This window comes from Pseudomonas sp. O230 (assembly GCF_045447035.1).
GTDB lineage: Bacteria > Pseudomonadota > Gammaproteobacteria > Pseudomonadales > Pseudomonadaceae > Aquipseudomonas.
In genome coordinates this window covers 141,778-160,613 of record NZ_JBJGXN010000001.1, presented here as the reverse complement: position 1 = coordinate 160,613, position 18,836 = coordinate 141,778, and the positions used below count along the sequence as shown (strand labels likewise).

14 protein-coding genes are annotated in these 18,836 nt (G+C 60.0%); 3 read left to right on the top strand and 11 right to left on the bottom strand.

All coding sequences use genetic code 11. The annotated features are described in order from the left end of the window. Positions 1–109: 109 nt before the first annotated feature. From ACI77H_RS00775 to hflK (ACI77H_RS00760), 4 genes are read right to left on the bottom strand one after another with little or no spacing between them, the layout of a single operon-like run. Positions 110–2,020 (bottom strand): cation-translocating P-type ATPase, encoded by a 1,911-nt coding sequence (locus tag ACI77H_RS00775; protein ID WP_407009924.1) that lies wholly within the window; start codon positions 2,018–2,020, stop codon positions 110–112. Beyond that, on the bottom strand, positions 2,017–3,075 hold the full coding sequence (gene hflK, locus ACI77H_RS00770) for a protease modulator HflK (RefSeq protein ID WP_407009923.1): 1,059 nt from the start codon (positions 3,073–3,075) through the stop codon (positions 2,017–2,019). Before hflK (ACI77H_RS00770) ends, ACI77H_RS00775 begins: the two co-directional genes overlap by 4 nt. Further along, a complete protein-coding gene (gene hflC / locus ACI77H_RS00765) occupies positions 3,072–4,094 on the bottom strand; it encodes a protease modulator HflC (RefSeq protein ID WP_407009922.1) in 1,023 nt (340 codons plus the stop codon). Before hflC ends, hflK (ACI77H_RS00770) begins: the two co-directional genes overlap by 4 nt. Beyond that, the gene (gene hflK / locus ACI77H_RS00760; protein ID WP_407009921.1) at positions 4,091–6,049 is read right to left on the bottom strand and encodes a protease modulator HflK; all 1,959 of its coding nucleotides are present in this window, start codon (positions 6,047–6,049) and stop codon (positions 4,091–4,093) included. The genes hflC and hflK (ACI77H_RS00760) overlap by 4 nt, the downstream gene beginning before the upstream one ends. A 217-nt stretch (positions 6,050–6,266) precedes the next feature. Here hflK (ACI77H_RS00760) and lpdA point away from each other — a divergent pair, with 217 nt between their 5' ends. Beyond that, positions 6,267–7,667 carry a dihydrolipoyl dehydrogenase gene (gene lpdA, locus ACI77H_RS00755; protein ID WP_407009920.1) on the top strand — a complete coding sequence of 467 codons (1,401 nt, stop codon included), beginning with the start codon at positions 6,267–6,269 and terminating at the stop codon, positions 7,665–7,667. 119 nt (positions 7,668–7,786) lie between these two features. Here lpdA and ACI77H_RS00750 read toward each other — a convergent pair whose 3' ends face one another. Then, positions 7,787–8,260, bottom strand: coding sequence for an Lrp/AsnC family transcriptional regulator (locus ACI77H_RS00750; RefSeq protein WP_008027506.1), 474 nt, complete (start codon positions 8,258–8,260; stop codon positions 7,787–7,789). A gap of 144 nt (positions 8,261–8,404) precedes the next feature. On the opposite strand from ACI77H_RS00750, the gene ACI77H_RS00745 reads away from it, so the two are divergent. After that, positions 8,405–9,034: a LysE family translocator gene (locus ACI77H_RS00745; RefSeq protein ID WP_407009919.1), complete on the top strand. Its 630-nt coding sequence runs from the start codon at positions 8,405–8,407 to the stop codon at positions 9,032–9,034. Between the two features lie 3 nt (positions 9,035–9,037). On the opposite strand, the gene ACI77H_RS00740 is transcribed toward ACI77H_RS00745, so the two are convergent. The 5 genes from ACI77H_RS00740 to ACI77H_RS00720 form a co-directional block, all read right to left on the bottom strand. Then, on the bottom strand, positions 9,038–11,158 hold the full coding sequence (locus tag ACI77H_RS00740; RefSeq protein ID WP_407009918.1) for a hypothetical protein: 2,121 nt from the start codon (positions 11,156–11,158) through the stop codon (positions 9,038–9,040). Then, entirely contained in the window at positions 11,145–12,341 is a 1,197-nt protein-coding gene (locus tag ACI77H_RS00735) for a DUF3142 domain-containing protein (RefSeq protein ID WP_407009917.1), read from the bottom strand. Before ACI77H_RS00735 ends, ACI77H_RS00740 begins: the two co-directional genes overlap by 14 nt. Before the next feature lie 42 nt (positions 12,342–12,383). Beyond that, positions 12,384–14,414, bottom strand: coding sequence for a pyridoxamine 5'-phosphate oxidase family protein (locus ACI77H_RS00730; protein WP_407009916.1), 2,031 nt, complete (start codon positions 14,412–14,414; stop codon positions 12,384–12,386). 63 nt (positions 14,415–14,477) lie between these two features. Continuing rightward, complete coding sequence (locus ACI77H_RS00725) at positions 14,478–15,104, bottom strand: glutathione S-transferase family protein (protein WP_407009915.1); 627 nt, start codon at positions 15,102–15,104, stop codon at positions 14,478–14,480. Between the two features lie 130 nt (positions 15,105–15,234). Then, positions 15,235–16,137, bottom strand: a complete 903-nt coding sequence (locus ACI77H_RS00720; protein ID WP_407009914.1) for a LysR family transcriptional regulator — start codon at positions 16,135–16,137, stop codon at positions 15,235–15,237. Positions 16,138–16,247: 110 nt separating this feature from the next. Between ACI77H_RS00720 and ppk2 the strand changes: the two genes are divergently transcribed. Then, positions 16,248–17,069: a polyphosphate kinase 2 gene (gene ppk2, locus ACI77H_RS00715; RefSeq protein ID WP_407009913.1), complete on the top strand. Its 822-nt coding sequence runs from the start codon at positions 16,248–16,250 to the stop codon at positions 17,067–17,069. Positions 17,070–17,371: 302 nt separating this feature from the next. Here the strand turns inward: ppk2 and ACI77H_RS00710 are convergent, their stop codons facing one another. Continuing rightward, positions 17,372–18,637, bottom strand: a complete 1,266-nt coding sequence (locus ACI77H_RS00710) for a hypothetical protein (protein WP_407009912.1) — start codon at positions 18,635–18,637, stop codon at positions 17,372–17,374. Positions 18,638–18,836: the final 199 nt, after the last annotated feature.

Below are 18,836 nucleotides of genomic sequence, written 5' to 3'. Positions count from 1 at the left end.
TTTCTATGCTTCACAGCGCTCTAAACAAGCGACGCACATTCACAGAAGTGATTGCCCTCACACTAGATGACTGCGAATTCCACGCACAGTTCTGAAATGTTCACATCCCTCAGACATCGTCCTTCATCTTGAGCAACGGCTCTTGGAAACGCAGCAACCGCCCAGCGTTCCCCAATACCAGCAACGTACTCAAGTTATGCAGCAGCGCAGCAATCATTGCCCCTGCCGCGCCGAGCCAGCCGAAGGCCGCGAAAGCGACAATTGCCAGTGTCCAGCCCAGGCCGATGATCACGTTGACCTGCAAGGTCTGCCGGCATTGACGGCTCAAACGTACGCACGTGCCCAGCCGACGCAGGTCGCTGCCGATCAGCACGATATCGGCGGAAGCCAAGGCAATATCCGCCCCACCCGCGCCCATGGCGACGCCCACCACACCGGCCTTGAGTGCCAGCGAATCATTGATGCCATCCCCGACCACCATCGGCCGGAAGCCGCTGCCGATTTCTTTCAGCACGCGGTTGAGTTTGTCCTCGGGCAAGGCCTGGGCCTCGACATCGCTGATTCCGACATCCCGGGCCAGGGAATTCGCGACACTTTGGCGATCGCCGGTGAGCAACAACTGTCGGCCCAATCCGAGTTCACGCAACTCACTCAGGGCGAACCGCGCTTCAGGTTTGACGCTGTCCGCGAGCAATAGCCAGGCAAGGAATTCACCGTTGAGCGCCAACCCGGCAATCGGGCCATCGTGGTCGGGAACGACTGAGGTGGCGATCGCCAATTGCGCGAACAACTCCGGTCGCCCGAGCGCCGCTTCGCCCTGCCCCGTCATCGCGACCACGCCCAGGCCCTGCCGCTCGTGAATGTCCGTGAGCAGCAGAAAGTGCTCCTGAGCGACCAAACCGGCGAGCGCGCGACTGACCGGGTGACTGCTGGCGGAACCCAGGCTGGCAGCCAGTTTCAGCACGTGGCTGCGGTCTTCCAGCGGACTGTCGATGGATTGCAGGCGCAAAGTGCCGAAGGTCAGCGTCCCGGTCTTGTCGACCACCAACGACGTCAGATCCGCCAACTCTTCGAGAAACGCCGAACTGCGGATCAGAATCCCGTGACGGGCGGCAACCGCGACGCCGGCAATCGCCGTGGCCGGTGCCGACAACACCAACGCACACGGGCAGGCTGCCACCAACACGGCGAGCATCGCTTGCGCATCGTTGGTGATGAACCAGGTCACAGCGGCCAGCAACAACACCAGCACCATGTAGCTGCCGGCGTAGCGTTCCAGCAACCGGGTGATTGGCGGTTTGGAGCGCTCGGCGCTTTGCATCAGCGCGATGACTTTCCCGAGTGTCGATTCGTTGCCGGTGCGGGTCACTTCAATGTGCAGCAGGCCATCAAGGTTGATCGCCCCGCCGAACACCGTCATGCCGACGCCCGCCTCCACCGGCACCGACTCGCCCGTGATCGACGCGGTATCGAGACTCGCCTGACCGGAGAGGACACGACCATCGGCCGGCACTCGATCACCAGCGCGCACCTCCACGCGGTCGCCAGCCTTGAGTGTGCTGTTGTCGACTTCAACGATGGAGCCATCCGTCTGAACCTTGCGCGCATGGCTGCGCGTCAGTTTGCCGAGCGCGTGAATCGCCTCCTGAGAACCGATGACGCTACGCTCTTCCAGCACATGGCCGAAGATCATGATGATCGGCAATAACGCAGCGGTCAGCAGATCGCCAGTCGCCCAGGCACCCAGCATCGCCAACGCAATCAACTGATCAGTGATCCCGTGCAGGCTGGGATAGCGCAGGCTGTACCAGGCCGAACGCATCACCGGCACGGCCACCAGCAACGAGGCAAAACCCAGCAGCAATTGACTGACGCCCGTCTGCTCCGGCGACCACCAGCGCCAGATCAAACCGAGCGCCAGCAAGCCTAGCGCGAGCATGGCCAGAGTCAGTTGGCGTGCAGCGCTGCGCTGTTCGGCCGAGGACAACATGCTCGGTGCGGCGGCAGTTTGGGCGGTCATTGTGCAGCTCCCTGAATGATCAGGCGGGAATCGTCTTTCGGATTGACCGTGGTCACCGAGCCAGCCTGGCCAAGTATTTTCGGCAAGCGTTCACGGTAAATGCGCAGCAGCATTTGCGGGTCGGTGCCTTGTTGTTGCGCCTTGGCCAGGCTCACTACCGTGGCCGTGTCGGCGGAGGCTTTGGCCAACCGTTCGCTGGCTTGAGCGTGGGCGACTTGCAGCGAGCGGTCGGCTTGCTCGTTGGCGGCCTGAGTGAGTTTCTCGGCGTCAGTGCGGGCATTGGCAACGGCTTTGTCGGCTTGCTGACTCGCCGTCAGAACCGCGTTGAACGCATTGACCGCAGGTCCTGGCAGACTCGATTGCACATCGACACGCGCCACTTCGATCCCCAGCCCCTGCCCGGTTGCGGTCAGTTGCGCGAGACGCTGATTGATCCCTTGGACCAGATCTCCGCGCAGGCGCTCGCGCCTTTCCGCCGCTTGATTGTCCGCGCCGATCAGCTCCGGTCGGGCGACCAGGATGGTGTCCAGATCTCGTGCGGCGGCCAGTGCCACGGCACTGCGGGTCACCAGCCGATCCAACGCAGGCAGCACGTGTTCACCTTGAACCACGAACGCATACGGCTCGGTGACTTTGTAGAACACCCGCACATCCAGTTGCACCACCCCCGCGTCACCGGTCAGCAGATAACCGGAACCTGCCAGCGCATCACTGATCGGCGTGGCGAACGTGGCGGCGCGGTCGGCCTGCAACGCGACATCGCTGCGCAGCAGATTGTCGACCCGACGCTCGATCACCCGATCTGCCGCCGGCAACAAAATCACCTGCTCGAACGGTCTCGGCCACGCCAACAACAAACCGGCATTCTGGATGCGATTCAGCGCGCCAAAGTGCAACACCACCGCGCGATTTTGCGGGTCGATTTGCCGTACGTTGGAGAACGCCCACGCCAACGCGGCCAATACCGTCACCGCATACAGGGCGAGAAAAGCCAAGCGCCCGGCCTGAATCCATGGGCTGCTCAATTCAATTGTTCCACGTGGAACCAAATTCATGGCTGCGACCCGGACTTGTTATCGAGCGTTGGCGGCCCGTCAACCAAGACCCGGAACGGCGCGGCATCGGTGCGCAGAATCAGTTTGGTTTCAGGCGTAACGATGGTGCCCAAGGTATCGAGGGAGCGCAGCAAGTTGTACAGCTGCGGCGAACCCGCGTAAGCGCGGCCGTAAATCTGTGCGGCTTCGACCCGGGATTGAGCTTCGATGTCAGCGGCTTTTACCGTGGCATCGGCCTGGACGATTCGGGCATCACGTTCGGCAGCGGAACGGATTTGCGCCGCTTCACGCTTGCCGATGGCCGTGCGTTCGGTGGCGATTGTTTCACGCTCGGCACGCATGCGATCGACCGTGGCGGTGAGGGTCACCGACGGCAAGGTCAACCGTTCGATGCCGACTTGCAGCACGCGAACGCCATAAGTGGTGAGTAACTGCTGATCGATTTGCTGACGCAACTGCGCTTCGAAGTCGGCAATGTGCACCTGGTTGGCATCGGTGTTCACCAGATTGGCCAGATCAAAACTGCTGGCCGTGGTTTCCAGTGCCGAGCCGACGAAGGTGCGAATTTGCCGCGCCGCTTCGTCCGGCTGATTCTGCACGGCACGCATGAAGCGCTGCACATTGTCCGGATCGCCTTGCACCTGCCACGCCACGTAAGCCTGAACGATGATGCGCAAACCGTCGCGCGTGCCCACATCCTGCAAACCGCTGGACGTGGTGCGCAGCCGCAAATCGACGGGAATCGCCGCTTCAAAAGGTGCGGGCCAACGCCAGCCCAGTCCCGGCTCCAGCAACACCCGCGACGGATTACCGAAGCGCGTGATCACCGTGGCCTCGCCGGAACGCACCTGCACCAGGCTCGCCGCAGCGATGGCAAACGCCACCAGCAACGCCGCCCATCCCATGCGTCGCCATGGGAATGGACCCGCTTCCTGTGGATCGCCATGGTGGTGATGCCCACCATGGCCGTGATCGTGGCCGGCGTGGTCATCATGATCGTGAGTGTGCGACTGGCTCAATTGGCAGCTCCTGGCTGAGCAGTTTTACGCGTCGATGCGGGATCAACCGGCAGCGTGAAAGTACGGAGGTCGATGGTCGGCGCGCTGCTGCCGCCGCCCAGACGGTGATCGAGAACCAGCAACCTGGCGTTGCTCAGGCCCTGGGAGAGCTGGCTGAAATACTGCTCCAGCACGAACGCCTGGCCGGCGCTGGCATAGGCTTTTTGCTCGGCGCTGAATTTCAGATCGGCCGCTTGCGCAGTAGCGTTGATTTCACGAGCGCTGGCCGTCGCTTGATCGCGCGCAATGCTGGCCTGCAATTGCGCCTGATGGGTGGCTTCGGCAGCTGCGCCGCGTTCACGCGAGATCAAGGCTTGCGCAGCAATTTGCGCCGCTTGCACGCCGTGATACGCGTTGGCCGCGCCGGCCGGTGGGTGAATCGCCTCGACCACGGTCGCGAGAATTTCCACACCGCTGTCGAATTTTTCCAGGTCCGCCTGCACCGCGCGGCCGATCTCCTCGGCGAGCCCTAGCCTGTCCTCACCGAGCAGACCGTCGAGGGTCCGAGAAGCAAAGTCGTGCACCAGAATTCGGCTGGCGGTGCTGCGGATCAGTGTGGGGACGTCGGCGCTGTTGTACGTCGCGGCCAACGCGGCTTGATCCGTGAGGCCGATGCGATAGACGAAACGCACGTCCATGTTGACGATCTGGAAGCTCTGTTTATCGGCGCGACTACTGGCAATCACCTGAGACTTGTCGTTCACATGACTGGCGTCCCACAAGCGATTGGCCGTCGTCGGCGCCGCACCTTCAGCCGGTTCAGCCACCCTCGGCGCCGCCGCTTCGCCGACACTGGTGGCCAACTCGTGAACCACACCGTTCTCGACACTCAACACCCGGCCCAGCGGCCACGGCAGACCTGCGTGCAAACCGGGCCCGAAGACCTCCACCGGTTTACCGAAACGCTCGTAGATGCCCCGCCCTTGCAGGGCAATTTCGTGAATACCGGTGAGCGACCAACCGACCAGTACCACCACCGCCAGCACCGGAACGAACGCCCGGCGCATGTAAGTGAAGGCCCAGATCTGCCGCAGATCGATGCCGAAGCGGTTATGTAACTCGTGTTGCAGCGCCAGCAACGGTTGGGGCGGCCAGCGCAGCATATCGGCGACGAAGCTGCGTGCCAGCAACGCAGGCTCGAGTTGTTCACGCTGCGGACTGAACAGTGACAACACCGCGCGTAGCAGCAATTCGACTGCGACCAGCCCCGGAAGCAGGCCAATCAGCACCGCCAGACGTACCGGCCACACCGACGCTTCGCTGCCCAACAAAAGGCACAGCGCGCTTAGCACCAGGCAGATGATTGCCACGCGCGTCAGCTGCGCCAGCGAACCTGCTTCGGGCCATTGCGCCACGTTTTCCTGGGCAAGCTGCCGTTCCAGCACCAGCAAGCCGAAGGCCAGCAGCAACGACAATGCCGCCGCGACACTGGCCGAAAAACCCAGCGCTGCGGGAGGCAGGGCCAGGTTCCAGACCTGTTCGACGCTCAACAATACCAGCAGAGCCCAAGCGCCAAGCCACAACGTCGAGGCGCCGATCTGCGCCAGCAGCCGTAGCCATCGCTGACCGATGCGCTCCAGCAGTCGTTCATACCAACCCATCGGCGGCGACTCAGCGACAACGTCTACTGGTTGCATCGCCGGGTTCATCGCCCTTGCGCGCCACTGCGTCACCCACCACGCCGATTGCAGGCCGGCGATCAGCACCAGCAAACCGGCGCTCTGATTGACCAGCAACGCCGGCCATAGCGACTGCGGCGCAAACAGCCCGACGAAAAACGCCAGCAGCCACCCTGCCCCTGCGAGCGCGCCGAGGCCGATTGCCAACTGGCGCAATCGCCGCCCTTGAAAGACTGCCTGTTGAAAGCGCGGCAGTCCGGCTACGGTTGCGCCCTCAATCTCGAGATCGACTTGCATACCACCCCAGTGATTTTCTTTGCTCACGTCGCAATTAGTTACGATATAACAAAACCCGTGAAATTTTTGTACTCAGTCCTTCTATCTAAGGACGCTCAACCTGTCGCTTGGCTGAAGCCTTGACCGAAAGGCCCGGCAGCGAACATATTACGCTCGTAATTTTATTCAGGAACTACGTTTATCCAGCCCGATTCCCGTTCAATTCAGGAGTACATCCATGAGCAACTATGACGTCGTGATACTGGGCGGAGGCCCCGGCGGTTACAACGCGGCGATTCGCGCCGGTCAGTTGGGCCTCAAAGCCGCCTGTGTCGAAGGCCGCGCCACCCTCGGCGGCACCTGCCTGAACGTCGGTTGCATGCCGTCCAAGGCATTGCTGCATGCTTCTGAACTGTATGACGCGGCCATGGGGGCGGAATTTGCCAACCTCGGTATCGAGGTCAAACCCACGCTGAACCTCGCGCAGATGATGAAACAAAAGGATGAAAGCGTTACCGGGCTGACCAAAGGCATCGAGTTTCTGTTCCGCAAAAACAAGGTCGACTGGATCAAGGGATGGGGCCATATCGACGGGCCAGGCAAAGTCACGGTGACGGACAGCCAGGGCGGCAAGACTGAACTGAGCGCCAAGGACATCATCATCGCCACCGGCTCCGAGCCCACTCCCCTGCCCAGCGTGGACATCGACAACACGCGCATTCTCGATTCCACCGGTGCGCTTTCTTTATCCGAAGTACCCAAGCATCTGGTGGTGATCGGCGCCGGGGTCATTGGCCTGGAACTGGGCTCGGTGTGGCGGCGTTTGGGCGCACAGGTGACGGTGGTCGAGTTTCTCGACCGGATCTGCCCCGGCGTGGACGGCGAGGCGGGCAAAACCCTGCAACGCTCGTTGAGCAAGCAAGGCATCAGTTTCAAGTTGAGTTCGAAAGTCACCAGCGCCACGACCTCGGCGAATGGCGTTCAACTCAGCGTCGAACCGGCGGCCGGCGGCACTGCCGAATTGCTCGAAGCCGATTACGTGCTGGTGGCCATCGGGCGCCGGCCTTACACCGACGGGCTGGGCCTGGAGAACGTTGGCCTCACCACGGACAAACGCGGCATGCTCGCCAACCAGGGTCATCGCACTGAAGCGGCAGGCGTGTGGGTCATCGGTGATGTCACCTCGGGGCCGATGCTCGCGCACAAGGCTGAAGATGAAGCCATGGCCTGTATCGAGCAGATCGTCGGCAAGGCGGGCGAGGTCAATTACGACCTGATCCCCAATGTCATTTACACCCGACCGGAGCTGGCCAGCGTCGGCAAGACCGAAGAGCAACTGAAAGCTGAAGGGCGCTCGTACAAGGTGGGTAAATTCCCCTTCACCGCCAACAGCCGGGCGAAGATCAACCACGAGACTGAAGGCTTCGCCAAAGTGCTGGCCGATGAACGCACCGACGAAATTCTCGGCGTGCACCTGGTGGGCCCGAGCGTCAGTGAAATGATTGGCGAATATTGCGTGGCCATGGAGTTCAGCGCTTCTGCTGAAGACATCGCGCTGACTTGTCACCCTCACCCGACCCGCTCCGAGGCGTTGCGCCAGGCGGCGATGAATGTGGAGGGGATGGCGACGCAGATGTAGGGCTGGAGATTTGCGGTGTCGGGCCTACCATCTTCGCGAGCAAGCCCGCTCCCACACTGGTTTTGTGTACGCCACAGATCCCATGCGTGCGAGCCTGTTCGCGATGGGTGCAACTCGGTTTAGAGCGGTAAATGCTCCAACGGCAACGCCCCCGGCGTTTTCACCGTGTGAATCGCAAAGTTGCTGCGGATGTCACTCACCCCCGGCAACTTCAGCAAACGCCCGGTAAGAAAGCGGTCATAAGCGCGTAAGTCCGGCACCACCACCTGCAACAGAAAATCCGATTCCCCTGACACCAGAAACGCCGAAATTACCTCGGGCAACGCCATCACCGCCACGCGAAAGGCTTCGGCCTGCTCGTCGTTGTGGCGTTCGACCTTGACCCCGACAAACACCGTCAGCCCCAGCCCGACTTCATCGCGATCCAGGTTGGCCTGGTAGCCGCGAATCACCCCGGCTTCCTCCAGCATCCGCACCCGGCGCAAACAGGGTGACGCCGACAGACCGATTTCATCCGCCAGTTGCACGTTGCTCAAGCGACCGTCCCGTTGCAGGGCGGCGAGAATCTTGCGGTCGTAAGCGTCGAGTTTCATGTTTGGCAGATCCTGCTGGCGTAGATCATATTGAGTGGCAGGTTATGCCAACCAACGACTATTTAGAAGCAAACTACGCAACCACCTGCCCTGCGCTTCAGCCCTAGACTGGCGCTACCGAATCGACAACGAAAGGAGTGCAGCATGGCGGGGCTTTGGCTGTTTTTCATGGCGCTGGCAGTGGTTTACCTGTTGCCGGGCCCGGACATGATTCTGCTGCTGCAGACCGGCGCACGCCAAGGCAAAGGCGCGGCGCTGGCCACGGCGGTGGGTTTGGGCATTGCCCGAGGTTGTCATGTGGCCTTGGCGGCGCTGGGGTTGGCGGCACTGTTCAAGGCTGCGCCCTGGACCTTCGATGTGGTGCGCCTGGCCGGGGCCGCGTACCTGTTGTGGATCGGCATTCAGTGCCTGCGAACCACGATGCTGCCAAACCTGAACGGAGCAGATGCAGCCTGTGGAAAACTTCATTGGCGCCAAGCCATTCAGCGCGGATTGCTGACTAACCTGCTGAACCCCAAGGCACTGTTGTTCTGCTCGGTGCTGTTGCCGCAGTTCATCGATCCACACGCCGGACCGGTACTCGCACAATTCGCCACCCTCGGCGTGGTGCTGGTTGGTGTCGGCCTGTTGTTCGACAGCACGTACGCCTTGGCCGGCGCCGCGCTTGGCCGTTGGCTGCAACGCAGTCCTTCGGCCCAGCGCTTCCAGCAATGGTTGTTTGGCAGCCTGTTGATCGGTTTTGCGGTGCGGCTGACCTTTGTACAGCAGGCGTGAAACTCACTGAGACTTACGGCGGCGACGATTAATCAGCAACAACGCCGCTGCGATGACCGCCAACACACCGCCAACCTTTAAAGGCGTTTTGTACGGCCGCAGCTCGGAGCGCGCTGCGTCAGTGACTTGGGTGACGTAGCGCTGGTCGGCGCTCTGAAAGTCCGGATCCTGACATTGGTGACCAAAATCACCCGCCCAGATGACATACGGACCTTCCTCGACGTAACGGCGATAGAACGCGCTTTGCTCTTGCAGGCTAGTGCCCCACGAAGAAGCCTTGCACAGCACCGACGCGAAAGCCTGACTGCTATGGGGCAAATGATCAGCCGCTTTACTTGCCAGCGCGGTGGCGACAAACCGGTAATGGAAACGCTCATCTGGTTGCGCCAACGTGGCTTGCTGCCGTTGCACCTCACCCGCGGCCATCAAGGGGCCGACCTTTAGCTCGGGAGCCTCCAGACTGTAATTGCCACCGAAGGTGGCGTAATCCGGAGACAGCTCGTAACCCAACAGCTCCATCCCGTCGAAACGAGCCAATGTCGCGGCATAGTAATAAGCGAATGCCCGTTTGGTTGGCCACCATTTCGATTCGGCGTCGTGGCGCAACTCCCCGTACCACTTGGCCTTGGCCTGCAAGTCGGCACTGTCGAAATAGCCCGGCGCTTCGTCGTAACGCTCCTCACGCAGCAAGCGCCGCCCAAGCAGGTTGCGCAACTTCGCCGCCACTGGCAGCGGCACGTAATTGTCGCGATCCTGCTGAGTCAGCGCAGGCGATGCCGGCACCTGCGTGTCGACGTAATGCTTGAGTTCATCGACGGTCAGCACGCGCTCAGCGACGGTCGCGGCATCGAACCAGTAAATGTCGTTGCTGCGATAAAGTTGATCAAACGCCTGCAGATAATCCCCACGTTGCAACGCCAGGATCGCGCTTTCCCCCTCGACCCGGCACTTGGGCTGAAGTGTTTCGAAATCCCAGTCCGGCGTCCGCCGCTCACCCCACGACTCGTTCTGCGGGAAGGCTTGGGCAGCCTTGGCGTACGCTGCGGCGGCAGCCGTTTTATCGCCCTCGCGCATCGCCAGTTTCGCCCGCAGCCACCACGCCAGGCCACCGTCGCCAGCGTGTTCAAGGAAGGCCTTCGCAGTGACGTAATCACCCTGTTGATAATTCACCGCGGCCAGGCGATCGGCGTTATCGAGGCTACCGCGCGTGCTGCTTTGCAGCAGTTTGATCAGTTTTTGTTCGTTCGGCGGTTGATCACCAAATGACCAACCCAAGCGACTGATCAGGGACGCCGTCACCAGTTGCTGCACTGGTTTGCCTTTAAGCAACGCGGACAGTTGCTCGTCAGGCATTGCCGCCAGATCCGCCATCAATAGCTTTAGCGAGGTGTAGCCCACCGCCGAGCCGTGGATATTCTGCGTGGCGTAGAGTTCGATTGCGCTGTCCCAGTCGCCCGCCGTGCGAGCAACGCGAGCTTCTTCGCCGAGGCTGGCGACACCCAGCTCCAATGGATCGCTGAAGCCTTCGATACTCAGCTGACGCGTCTGCTCGAAGGCCTTGCGCGATTGCGTCAGCAGGTCGGGCGTAGCGTCCGCTTCGCTGCTCATGGCAAACAGCGCCCGGCCCAGCGAGTACGCGGCCCAAGTACTGCGCAACGCGCGTTGATCCGCCGGCAATGCGAGCACTTTCTGGAAGTAATCGGCGGCCAATCCATGGTCACCGGCGTTGAACGCCACGGCACCGGCCAGATAGAACCTGAGCTCGGTCGGCAGGTTTGCGCCCTGCGCCTCGACCTGATGAGCATCGCTCAACGTGCGCAGTTGTTGGACCAACGCCTGCTGCTCCACCGTCAAACCAGCCTGTTCGGCCTCATCCCGCTGCACGGCATAGTCCGGCGCGTCCATGCCGCTGTAGACGACTTCGCTGACGTTTTTCAAACCCGCAACCGCCTGCCCGAGACGACTGATCTCGAAGCGGAAATTGCCCTCCGGCAACTCCGCCAGCGACTGGCCCCGGTTGTCGAGCAGGCGCATCGGGAAATCCGGCCCGCAGGCCATCGCCGAACCCAATGGAAAACTGAGGCTCAGGCAAAGCAAATGGCGGGGCCAGTTACGGAACAACATTCGAACCTCCTTGATCAATATTTGTGCAGCGCGCCCAACCAATGGCGCGCTGCCCGCCGGCCGGAATCCGACCGTCGCGCAGGCGGGTGAAGGTAAGCAGATCCGGGCTTTGTTGCAACGCATAACCGGCCAGGGCATCGGCGCCCTCGCAGCCTTGCACCGCGAGCGTCAGACGTACGGGCCAGGCGCTGTCGAGGTTGCCTTGATTGCTGACGCTGACGTCATAGAGGCCATCGCGCGCCGAGAGTTTCAGCGTCAGGCGACTATCGAGGGCATCGCCACGGGCTACGGCGCGCAAAGTCGTCAGGCTCCAGGCCCGGCGATCATGGGCCAATGGCAGGCGAAACCAGATCAGCCCGGCCAGATGAGGCGGTGGATCGTTGCGTAAATCGGTGGCCAGCGTGCTCAGTTGCTGCGGGTCGGCCAGCAATTCGCGGCGCTCGCCGGCGCGTTCAATCGGCACTTCGCTTTCCACGTCGGGTGCGCCGCTCGCCTGCGGTAACAGCGCTACGCCATAGGCCGGTAGCGCCAGATAAAAGGGTTTAGAAGTGATGCCGCTCCAGGCGCCGGCCCATTTTCGGGCCTGATCCGGGTCAAACAACCCCATGCGCGGGTCGCTCACCGCATGCACCTGCAACACGCTGCTATCGACTGTGGATAACAATGCAGGCAGTTCGGGACTGTCGAGCCACGCCGGCAACGCGGTAATGCTCAGCGGTATGGACGCCGGAAGAATCGCACGCAAATCCGTGAGGAATTTCCGATAAGCCGGTAGGCGAGCGTTACCGGCATCGTGGTCGATTTCCACACCGGAGAGCATCAGCCCCTGCGCCTGCCAATCGCTGAGCACTTGCTGGATCTGCGCGGTGACCTCGTCCTGGTCCAGCGACTTGAGCTGACCATCGAGACGAATCACCGCAATCAACGGCCGGCCATCCTGTTTGAGCAGCACCGGGTCGATTCGCGCCCGGCTCCAACCCGCCTTGGGGAACGCTTGCAAGGCCAGCACCCGCAGGCTCGAAAAATCCGCACGGCTGTCGTTGAGTGCGGCTTCGTGGGCCGGCGTCCATTGTCGTTGCCAGACGTAGAGTTGCTGATCGAGCGGCGGTGCGTCCTGTCGTTCACAACCGGTAAGCACAGCCAGCATCACCAGCAAGCCTGACAGGCGAGCGAGAAAAACCATAAAGCATCCTTTGAAGCTGCTGAAGGCAGTGTCCGTCAGATGCTACAGGTCGAGCACCAAGGGCTGCGAGCCCTGCGCCGGAATCGCACAACAAATCAGGACGTGTCCTTCATCCGGCACTTCCGCTGGCGGCTGTGGATAATTCACCTGGCCGCTGATCAGGCGAGTCTTGCAGGTCCCGCAGGAACCGCCGCGGCAACTGAATTCCGGGCGCAAGCCACGGCTTTCCGCCAACTCCAGCAAGCTGCCGCCATCGGGTTGCCAGCGGGCTTCTTTGGCCGAACGCTCGAACACCACCGGCACCGACGTGGTCGCGGCTGGCGGTTGCTCGATCACGACCGCGTCGGGGTCCGGCTGGCGACGCAAGGTCGATGGGCCGAAAGTTTCGGCGTGAATTCGCGTGTCGCGGATGTCCAGTTCCCGCAGGCCGTCGTACAGCGCCTGGGTAAAACTGCCCGGGCCGCAGAGGACAAAATCCAGCTGATCGTAGTCTTCCACCTCAAGAATGGTCTTGAGCAACGCGGTGTCGATCCGTCCGGTCTGGTCAAAGTCCTCGCCCTCTTGAGCATCGGCCTCCGGCTGACTGAGCAGACGCAGCACCCGCACCGCATCACCGGCGCCCTCCAACAAACGATCCAGCTCTGAACGAAACGGTTGATCGGCCAGCGTGCGCGAACTCTGGAAAAACCATGTAGGCCGAATGCGCCGGGTGCGCAGGCCTTGATACACCACCTCGCGGACCATCGACAGCAAGGGCGTAATGCCTACACCGGCGGCCAATAACACCAGCGGTCGACGCTCATGGGGTGCCACGGTGAAGTGCCCTTGCGGCGCGCGGGCCTCCAACAGATCACCGACACGAACCTGCTCGTGCAGGTGCGAGGACACCAGCCCTTCGCGCTTCACGCTGATGCGGAAAAAATCATCGGACGGCGCGCTCGACAGGCTGTAAGTGCGGATATGCAACTCACCGTCAATGGTGAACCGCAGCGGTAAATGCTGCCCTGCTTGGAACAGCGGCAACCCGGCGCCATCGGCGGGCTCCAGATAGATCGAGCGGATGTTGTGGCTTTCCGCTTCGATCCGCACCACCCGCAGCGGCCGCCAACGATCACCCAGCGCCTGGGCTTGCAGGCGTGAGTGGGCCTGCTCCCAGGTGCCTGTCAACAAACTGGTGGGAGAGACGCCGTCGAAGCGCCAACGCAGAGCCAGTGCCGCGGGCCGACGCACCACCTGCTCCACCTCGAATGTCCACAGACGCTCAGCACCTTGAAAGGCCTCGACCTGCGGGCCTTCAAGAATGACTTCGGTGCGACCGCTGAGGTGCAGCAGGTCGCCCGAGTTGAAATCGATAAACAGCAAACCCGCCCGGGGATTGATTAGCAAGTTGCCCAAGGTATTGAAAAACAGGTTGCCGGCGAAGTCCGGGATGGTCAGGCGATTACCTTCCACCTGTACGAAACCGGCCTGACCGCCACGGTGTGAAACGTCCACCGAGCGACGGTCGTCGACATCCACATAGCTGGCAACGAAAAAGGTATCGGCGCCGGAGATCGTGGCTTTGGCCGCATCATCCAGACCGTTCAGGTGCTGCGCGATGCGCATCGCGGGATCCGCCAGCGGCACCGTACGGAATTGCCGTAATTGAATGTATTGCGGGCAGTTGCCGAAGGATTGTTCGACCGTTACCCCGAAACCACTCGCCGTCACCGCGCCGACGCGACCATTGAGGCGGTTGCGCCGCCGCGTGTGCAGCTCGATCCCCAACAAGCCGATCGCTGCACCATCGGTCAATTGCGCCGGATCATCCGCGCCCGGCAAGCTGTTGAATTGCAGCACACCCGGCTCGGGCGAGTGAGCGAAGCCCGGTTGCCCTTCAAGAATGCTCGCCCAAGGGTTGCCGTCGACGTCCACCGCGCCGTACAGCATGAACGGCAGTTGCTCATAGAATGTACGGTGCTGGTCCGGCATCTCAGTGCGAACCACCCTACGACCCAACGCCTCCATTCGCTCGGCAACACCGACGTGTGCCTGCAACTGTTTTTCGCCCGCGTGCCAAGGTGAATGGTCCATTACGGCTTCTCCCCTGCGCGCCAGGCGCAGTGTGAACGGCCCGACAATGTCGGGCCGCAAGTATCAGGCATTTTTCTGCAGGCCGACGACGGTGCGCGGCATGCCGACAAAACCAGGCAAGGCTTCGATGCGCGCCAGCCAGGCTCGCACGTTGGCGTAGTCTTCGAGCGACACGTTGCCTTCCGGAGCGTGGGCGATGTAGCTGTAAGCTGCCACGTCGGCAATGGTCGGTTCGCTGCCAACCAGATAAGGCGAAGCAGCCAGCTCCTGATCGATCTGTTTGAGCCAGATGTGAGAGTAAGCAATCACCTCTTCAGCGTTATAAGCCGCGCCAAATACAGTGATCAGCCTTGCTCTGGCCGGACCAAACGCGATGGGTCCAGCGGCAATCGACAACCAGCGTTGAACCTTGGCCGCGCCGACCGGATCGGCTGGCAGCCAGCGGCCGTTGCCGTACTTTTGCGCCAGATAAACCAGAATCGCATTGGAATCACCCAGCACCACACCCTGATCGTCGATGGCTGGCACCTGCCCGAACGGGTTGATCGCCAGGTACGTCGGCTGTTTGTGCTCGCCCTTGGCCAGATCGACAAAGATCAGCTCGGTGGGCAGTTCCAGCAGGGACAGCATCAGTTCCACACGATGAGCATGGCCAGAGCGTGGGAAGTTATAGAGTTTGATCGCTTGCATGGTCGACTCCGCTGGGTGGTGGTGCCGTTCAGGAAAGATCAGCACCGATGAGCGCTATCTTCCACCCGCAACCAAAACAACAGAATAACCAGCAAACGCAATCAATTATTTCAGCCAGCGCAATAAACCATCAGCCCTGCAAGGCCGGGTGATCCCGCAGCGCTTTCACCGTGAAATCGACAAAGCTGCGAATCCGGGCCGGCGCATTGCGGCCGCCCTGATACACCACATGGATAGGCAGTGGCGGCAGTTCGAAGTCAGCCAATACGATTTCCAGTTCGCCGGAAGCGACTTTACTGGCGACCTGATAAGACAGGACACGGGTGAATCCCAACCCAAGGCACGCTGCATTAATAGCGGCCTGATTCGCTGTCACCACCAATCGTGATTCAGCCCGTACGCTGAGTGGCTGGCCCGCATCCTGAAAAGGCCAGCTTTTCAGCTGACCGATAGCGGACGTTGAAATAACCGGTGCACGCGCCAGCTCCTGAGGATGCACGGGCCTGCCCTGCGTCTCTAGAAATGGTGGAGAAGCGCAAATCACCCGCCGGACTTCGCCGACGCGGATCGCGTGCTGGTTGCTATCGGGCAACTCACCGATGCGCACAGCCACATCAATCCCCTCCTCGACCATGCTCACCACCCGATCGACCAGCACCCCATTGATGCAGACTTCAGGAAACTGCTTCAGATAACTCACCATCACCGGCGTAACGAACAACTCGCCAAATAACACCGGCGCGGTGATCGTCAGTTGCCCACGAGGTTCGGCGTGACTGCCCGCCGCCGAATCCTCCGCTTCCTGCACCTCAGCGAGAATCCTCCGACAGTCTTCGAGATACCGCTGACCCGCCACGCTCAAATGCACGCTGCGGGTGGTGCGCGTCAGCAGCAACGTGCCAATGCGTTTTTCCAGCGCGGCAACGGCACGCGTGACACTGGCCGCCGACATCCCCAAACGCCGCGCCGCCGCCGAGAAGCCTTGCTCCTGGGCGACGGCGGCGAAGACCTGCATTTCCTGGAATCGGTCCACTGGGCAAGTTCTCCATTCATATAAAAATCGCAACCGTCAGGCTGCGATTTTGAGCGCGACATCGAAAGCGACCTAGTCTGACATGACCGGGAAACAGTGAGGGCGTGGTCATGGCAAAGGACAAGAAGCGGGCACAAAAGCCGCAAATGGCTGACAGTCCGAAGATGAGCAACAAAGACTACCTGAAAGCGCTACGCGAACTGCACGTTGAAACCGTCAAGCTGCAGGAGTGGGTGCGGCACAAGGGCATCAAGGTGTGCATCGTTTTTGAAGGGCGCGACGGTGCTGGCAAGGGCGGAACCATCAAGGCGCTAACCGAGCGGGTGAGTCCGCGCGTCTTCCGGGTGATTGCGCTAGCTGCCCCTACAGAACGCGAGAAAAGTCAGATGTACGTGCAGCGCTACCTGCCGCATCTGCCGGCGGCTGGCGAAGTAGTGATCTTCGATCGCAGTTGGTACAACCGTGCGGGCGTGGAGCGGGTGATGGGGTTCTGCACCAAAGACCAGGCGACCCGTTTCCTGAAATCGGTACCCTTGGTGGAACGTGCAATCGTCGATTCAGGCGTCATCCTGATCAAGTACTGGCTGGAAGTCAGTCAGGAGGAGCAGACACGACGGCTTCAGGCTCGCATCAAGGATGGACGTAAGATCTGGAAGCTTACGGGCATGGACCTCAAGTCCTACAGCCGCTGGTACGACTACTCACGCGCACGTGACGACATGTTCAAGATGACCGACACCGAGCATGCCCCGTGGTTGGTGGCCAACTCCAATGACAAGCGACGGGCTCGCCTGAACATCATCACCGACCTGCTCAGCCGCATTCCCTATGAGCATGTTCCGAGGGAAACCGTGAAGTTGCCCAAACGCCAGAAGCCAGGCGCCTATCGGGAACCGGATTATCCACTGCGATTGATAGCGGAAAAATTCTGAGCTGAATGTAAAAGGGGCAAGGTCCTGTCAACAACAGGAACCTTACCCCTTGAATTTAGAGAATTAAAACTGTCGCGGAAGGGCTACGCATTTCGTGGCCTGCAGAGGCTTCGACAGAAAGCACAAAACTGTCGCAACCGTCCATTTAGTGGGTTCAGCCCCAAACTCTAGAGAATTAAAACTGTCGCAGCCGGAACCGACGCGGCCTTCATGCATATTCAAGAGCACCGTCGGTTGGTGAGCCGTTGATCCCAGGATTTAGCGCTGCGCTGGGAGCACTGACACAGTTCCCTACAAATGCGCTACTGGCATGCTAGGCAGCTTTCCCGCCCTGAGCCATCACAGAAGTCACAGTGACAGGCTTCACCTGCTTCACCCGTTCCATCGCACTCTTTACACTTTACCTCTTCCGTTCCTCCGCAAGCTAGGCAGTCGTCCTCAGATAAATAGCCTGTTCCACGGCATGGATCACAAAAAACGGTTCCCTGGCCACCACAATAGCCACATGAATCTGCTCCGACAGCCCCCTCGCCATCGCAGTTACTGCATTCCCGTGTCTTGTCAGCATATGGATCATAGGAATAACCACTACCGCGACAGTCAGGACATCTGACGTCATCCCGGCCGCCATGACAGGTTGCGCAGTTGGCATAACCATTTATACAGTGTGGGCACTCGATATCGGTAGGCTCAGAATCGCTCTCCGTTGGGCAAAAATGCGCAATGAGAGCTTGATACATTCCTTTCTTCCAATGGTTTACAAATGGAGCGGTAGCTTCACCCACATCTAAAATTGTTTCTCTAATAATTTGCTCGGATATTCCCTTACCACGCATACTATGCATTTGTGCCAGTATCGTTAGTGCGCTCTTACCCGCAATAGATCTATATCGACCACCGATATTGAAGTCTCTAAAATGCTTGGCCGCCCTTAACTTATCTACAGTTTCCCAACTATCGGGCGGCGCTACTTTAAAATCAAAAACGCCAGGCTTTTCATAACTTCCTGGTCTGAAACTGGCAAATATCCATTGATCACTGAAAAAGCAGTCCTTGTCAGTGTATGGCTGAATTATCTGATCTTCGGCTTCCACGGCATAATCAGTAGCCTTTGAATCCATATTACAGTCCCTACACGAGGGAACTAGATTACTTGGCAAAATCGCAAACTGTGGAAAATTAAACTTGGGCAAAAAGTGATCTAAATTTCTTGGCCTACCCAAGCCTCCACAGAAAGGGCAGTCATCAAGAGCTACTGCCAAGAGATATTCGTATATTTCCCTAGCCGGCTTAGTTCCCGGAACTAAGTATTGCTCATAAACCTTAATCAGATCCGACTTCCTCAGCACTCCAATGACAACTGGATCCGGATCAGCTGTCAGATCGAGTGGTGCGATCTTGTATAAAATTCCGCTTCTTGATGTCTGCTCATACTCTAAAGCCGCAGCTAAAAGCTTCTCTTTAGCTGCTTCTACTCCAGCTTTTAGTGCTGCATTTCCAGTTACGCCTTCTATGCAACGGTCAATTACATTTTCAGCACTGTACACAGCGCAGTTAAGACGCATCATAGGCACTCTCCTGATCTCTTGTCTCTACTAAAGATCTAAGCAGTGCCCTGCCTTCCAAACCTAGTTGGCCGTTATAATCTTCGATTATCTGCTCATACTTTTTTCCGGTTCTAACAGATGCGGCTAATAAGTCGTGAAACCCAGAACGTTCTACCTCTAAGTTGAAAACCTCACTGGTTAAAACACCAACATTCTCACC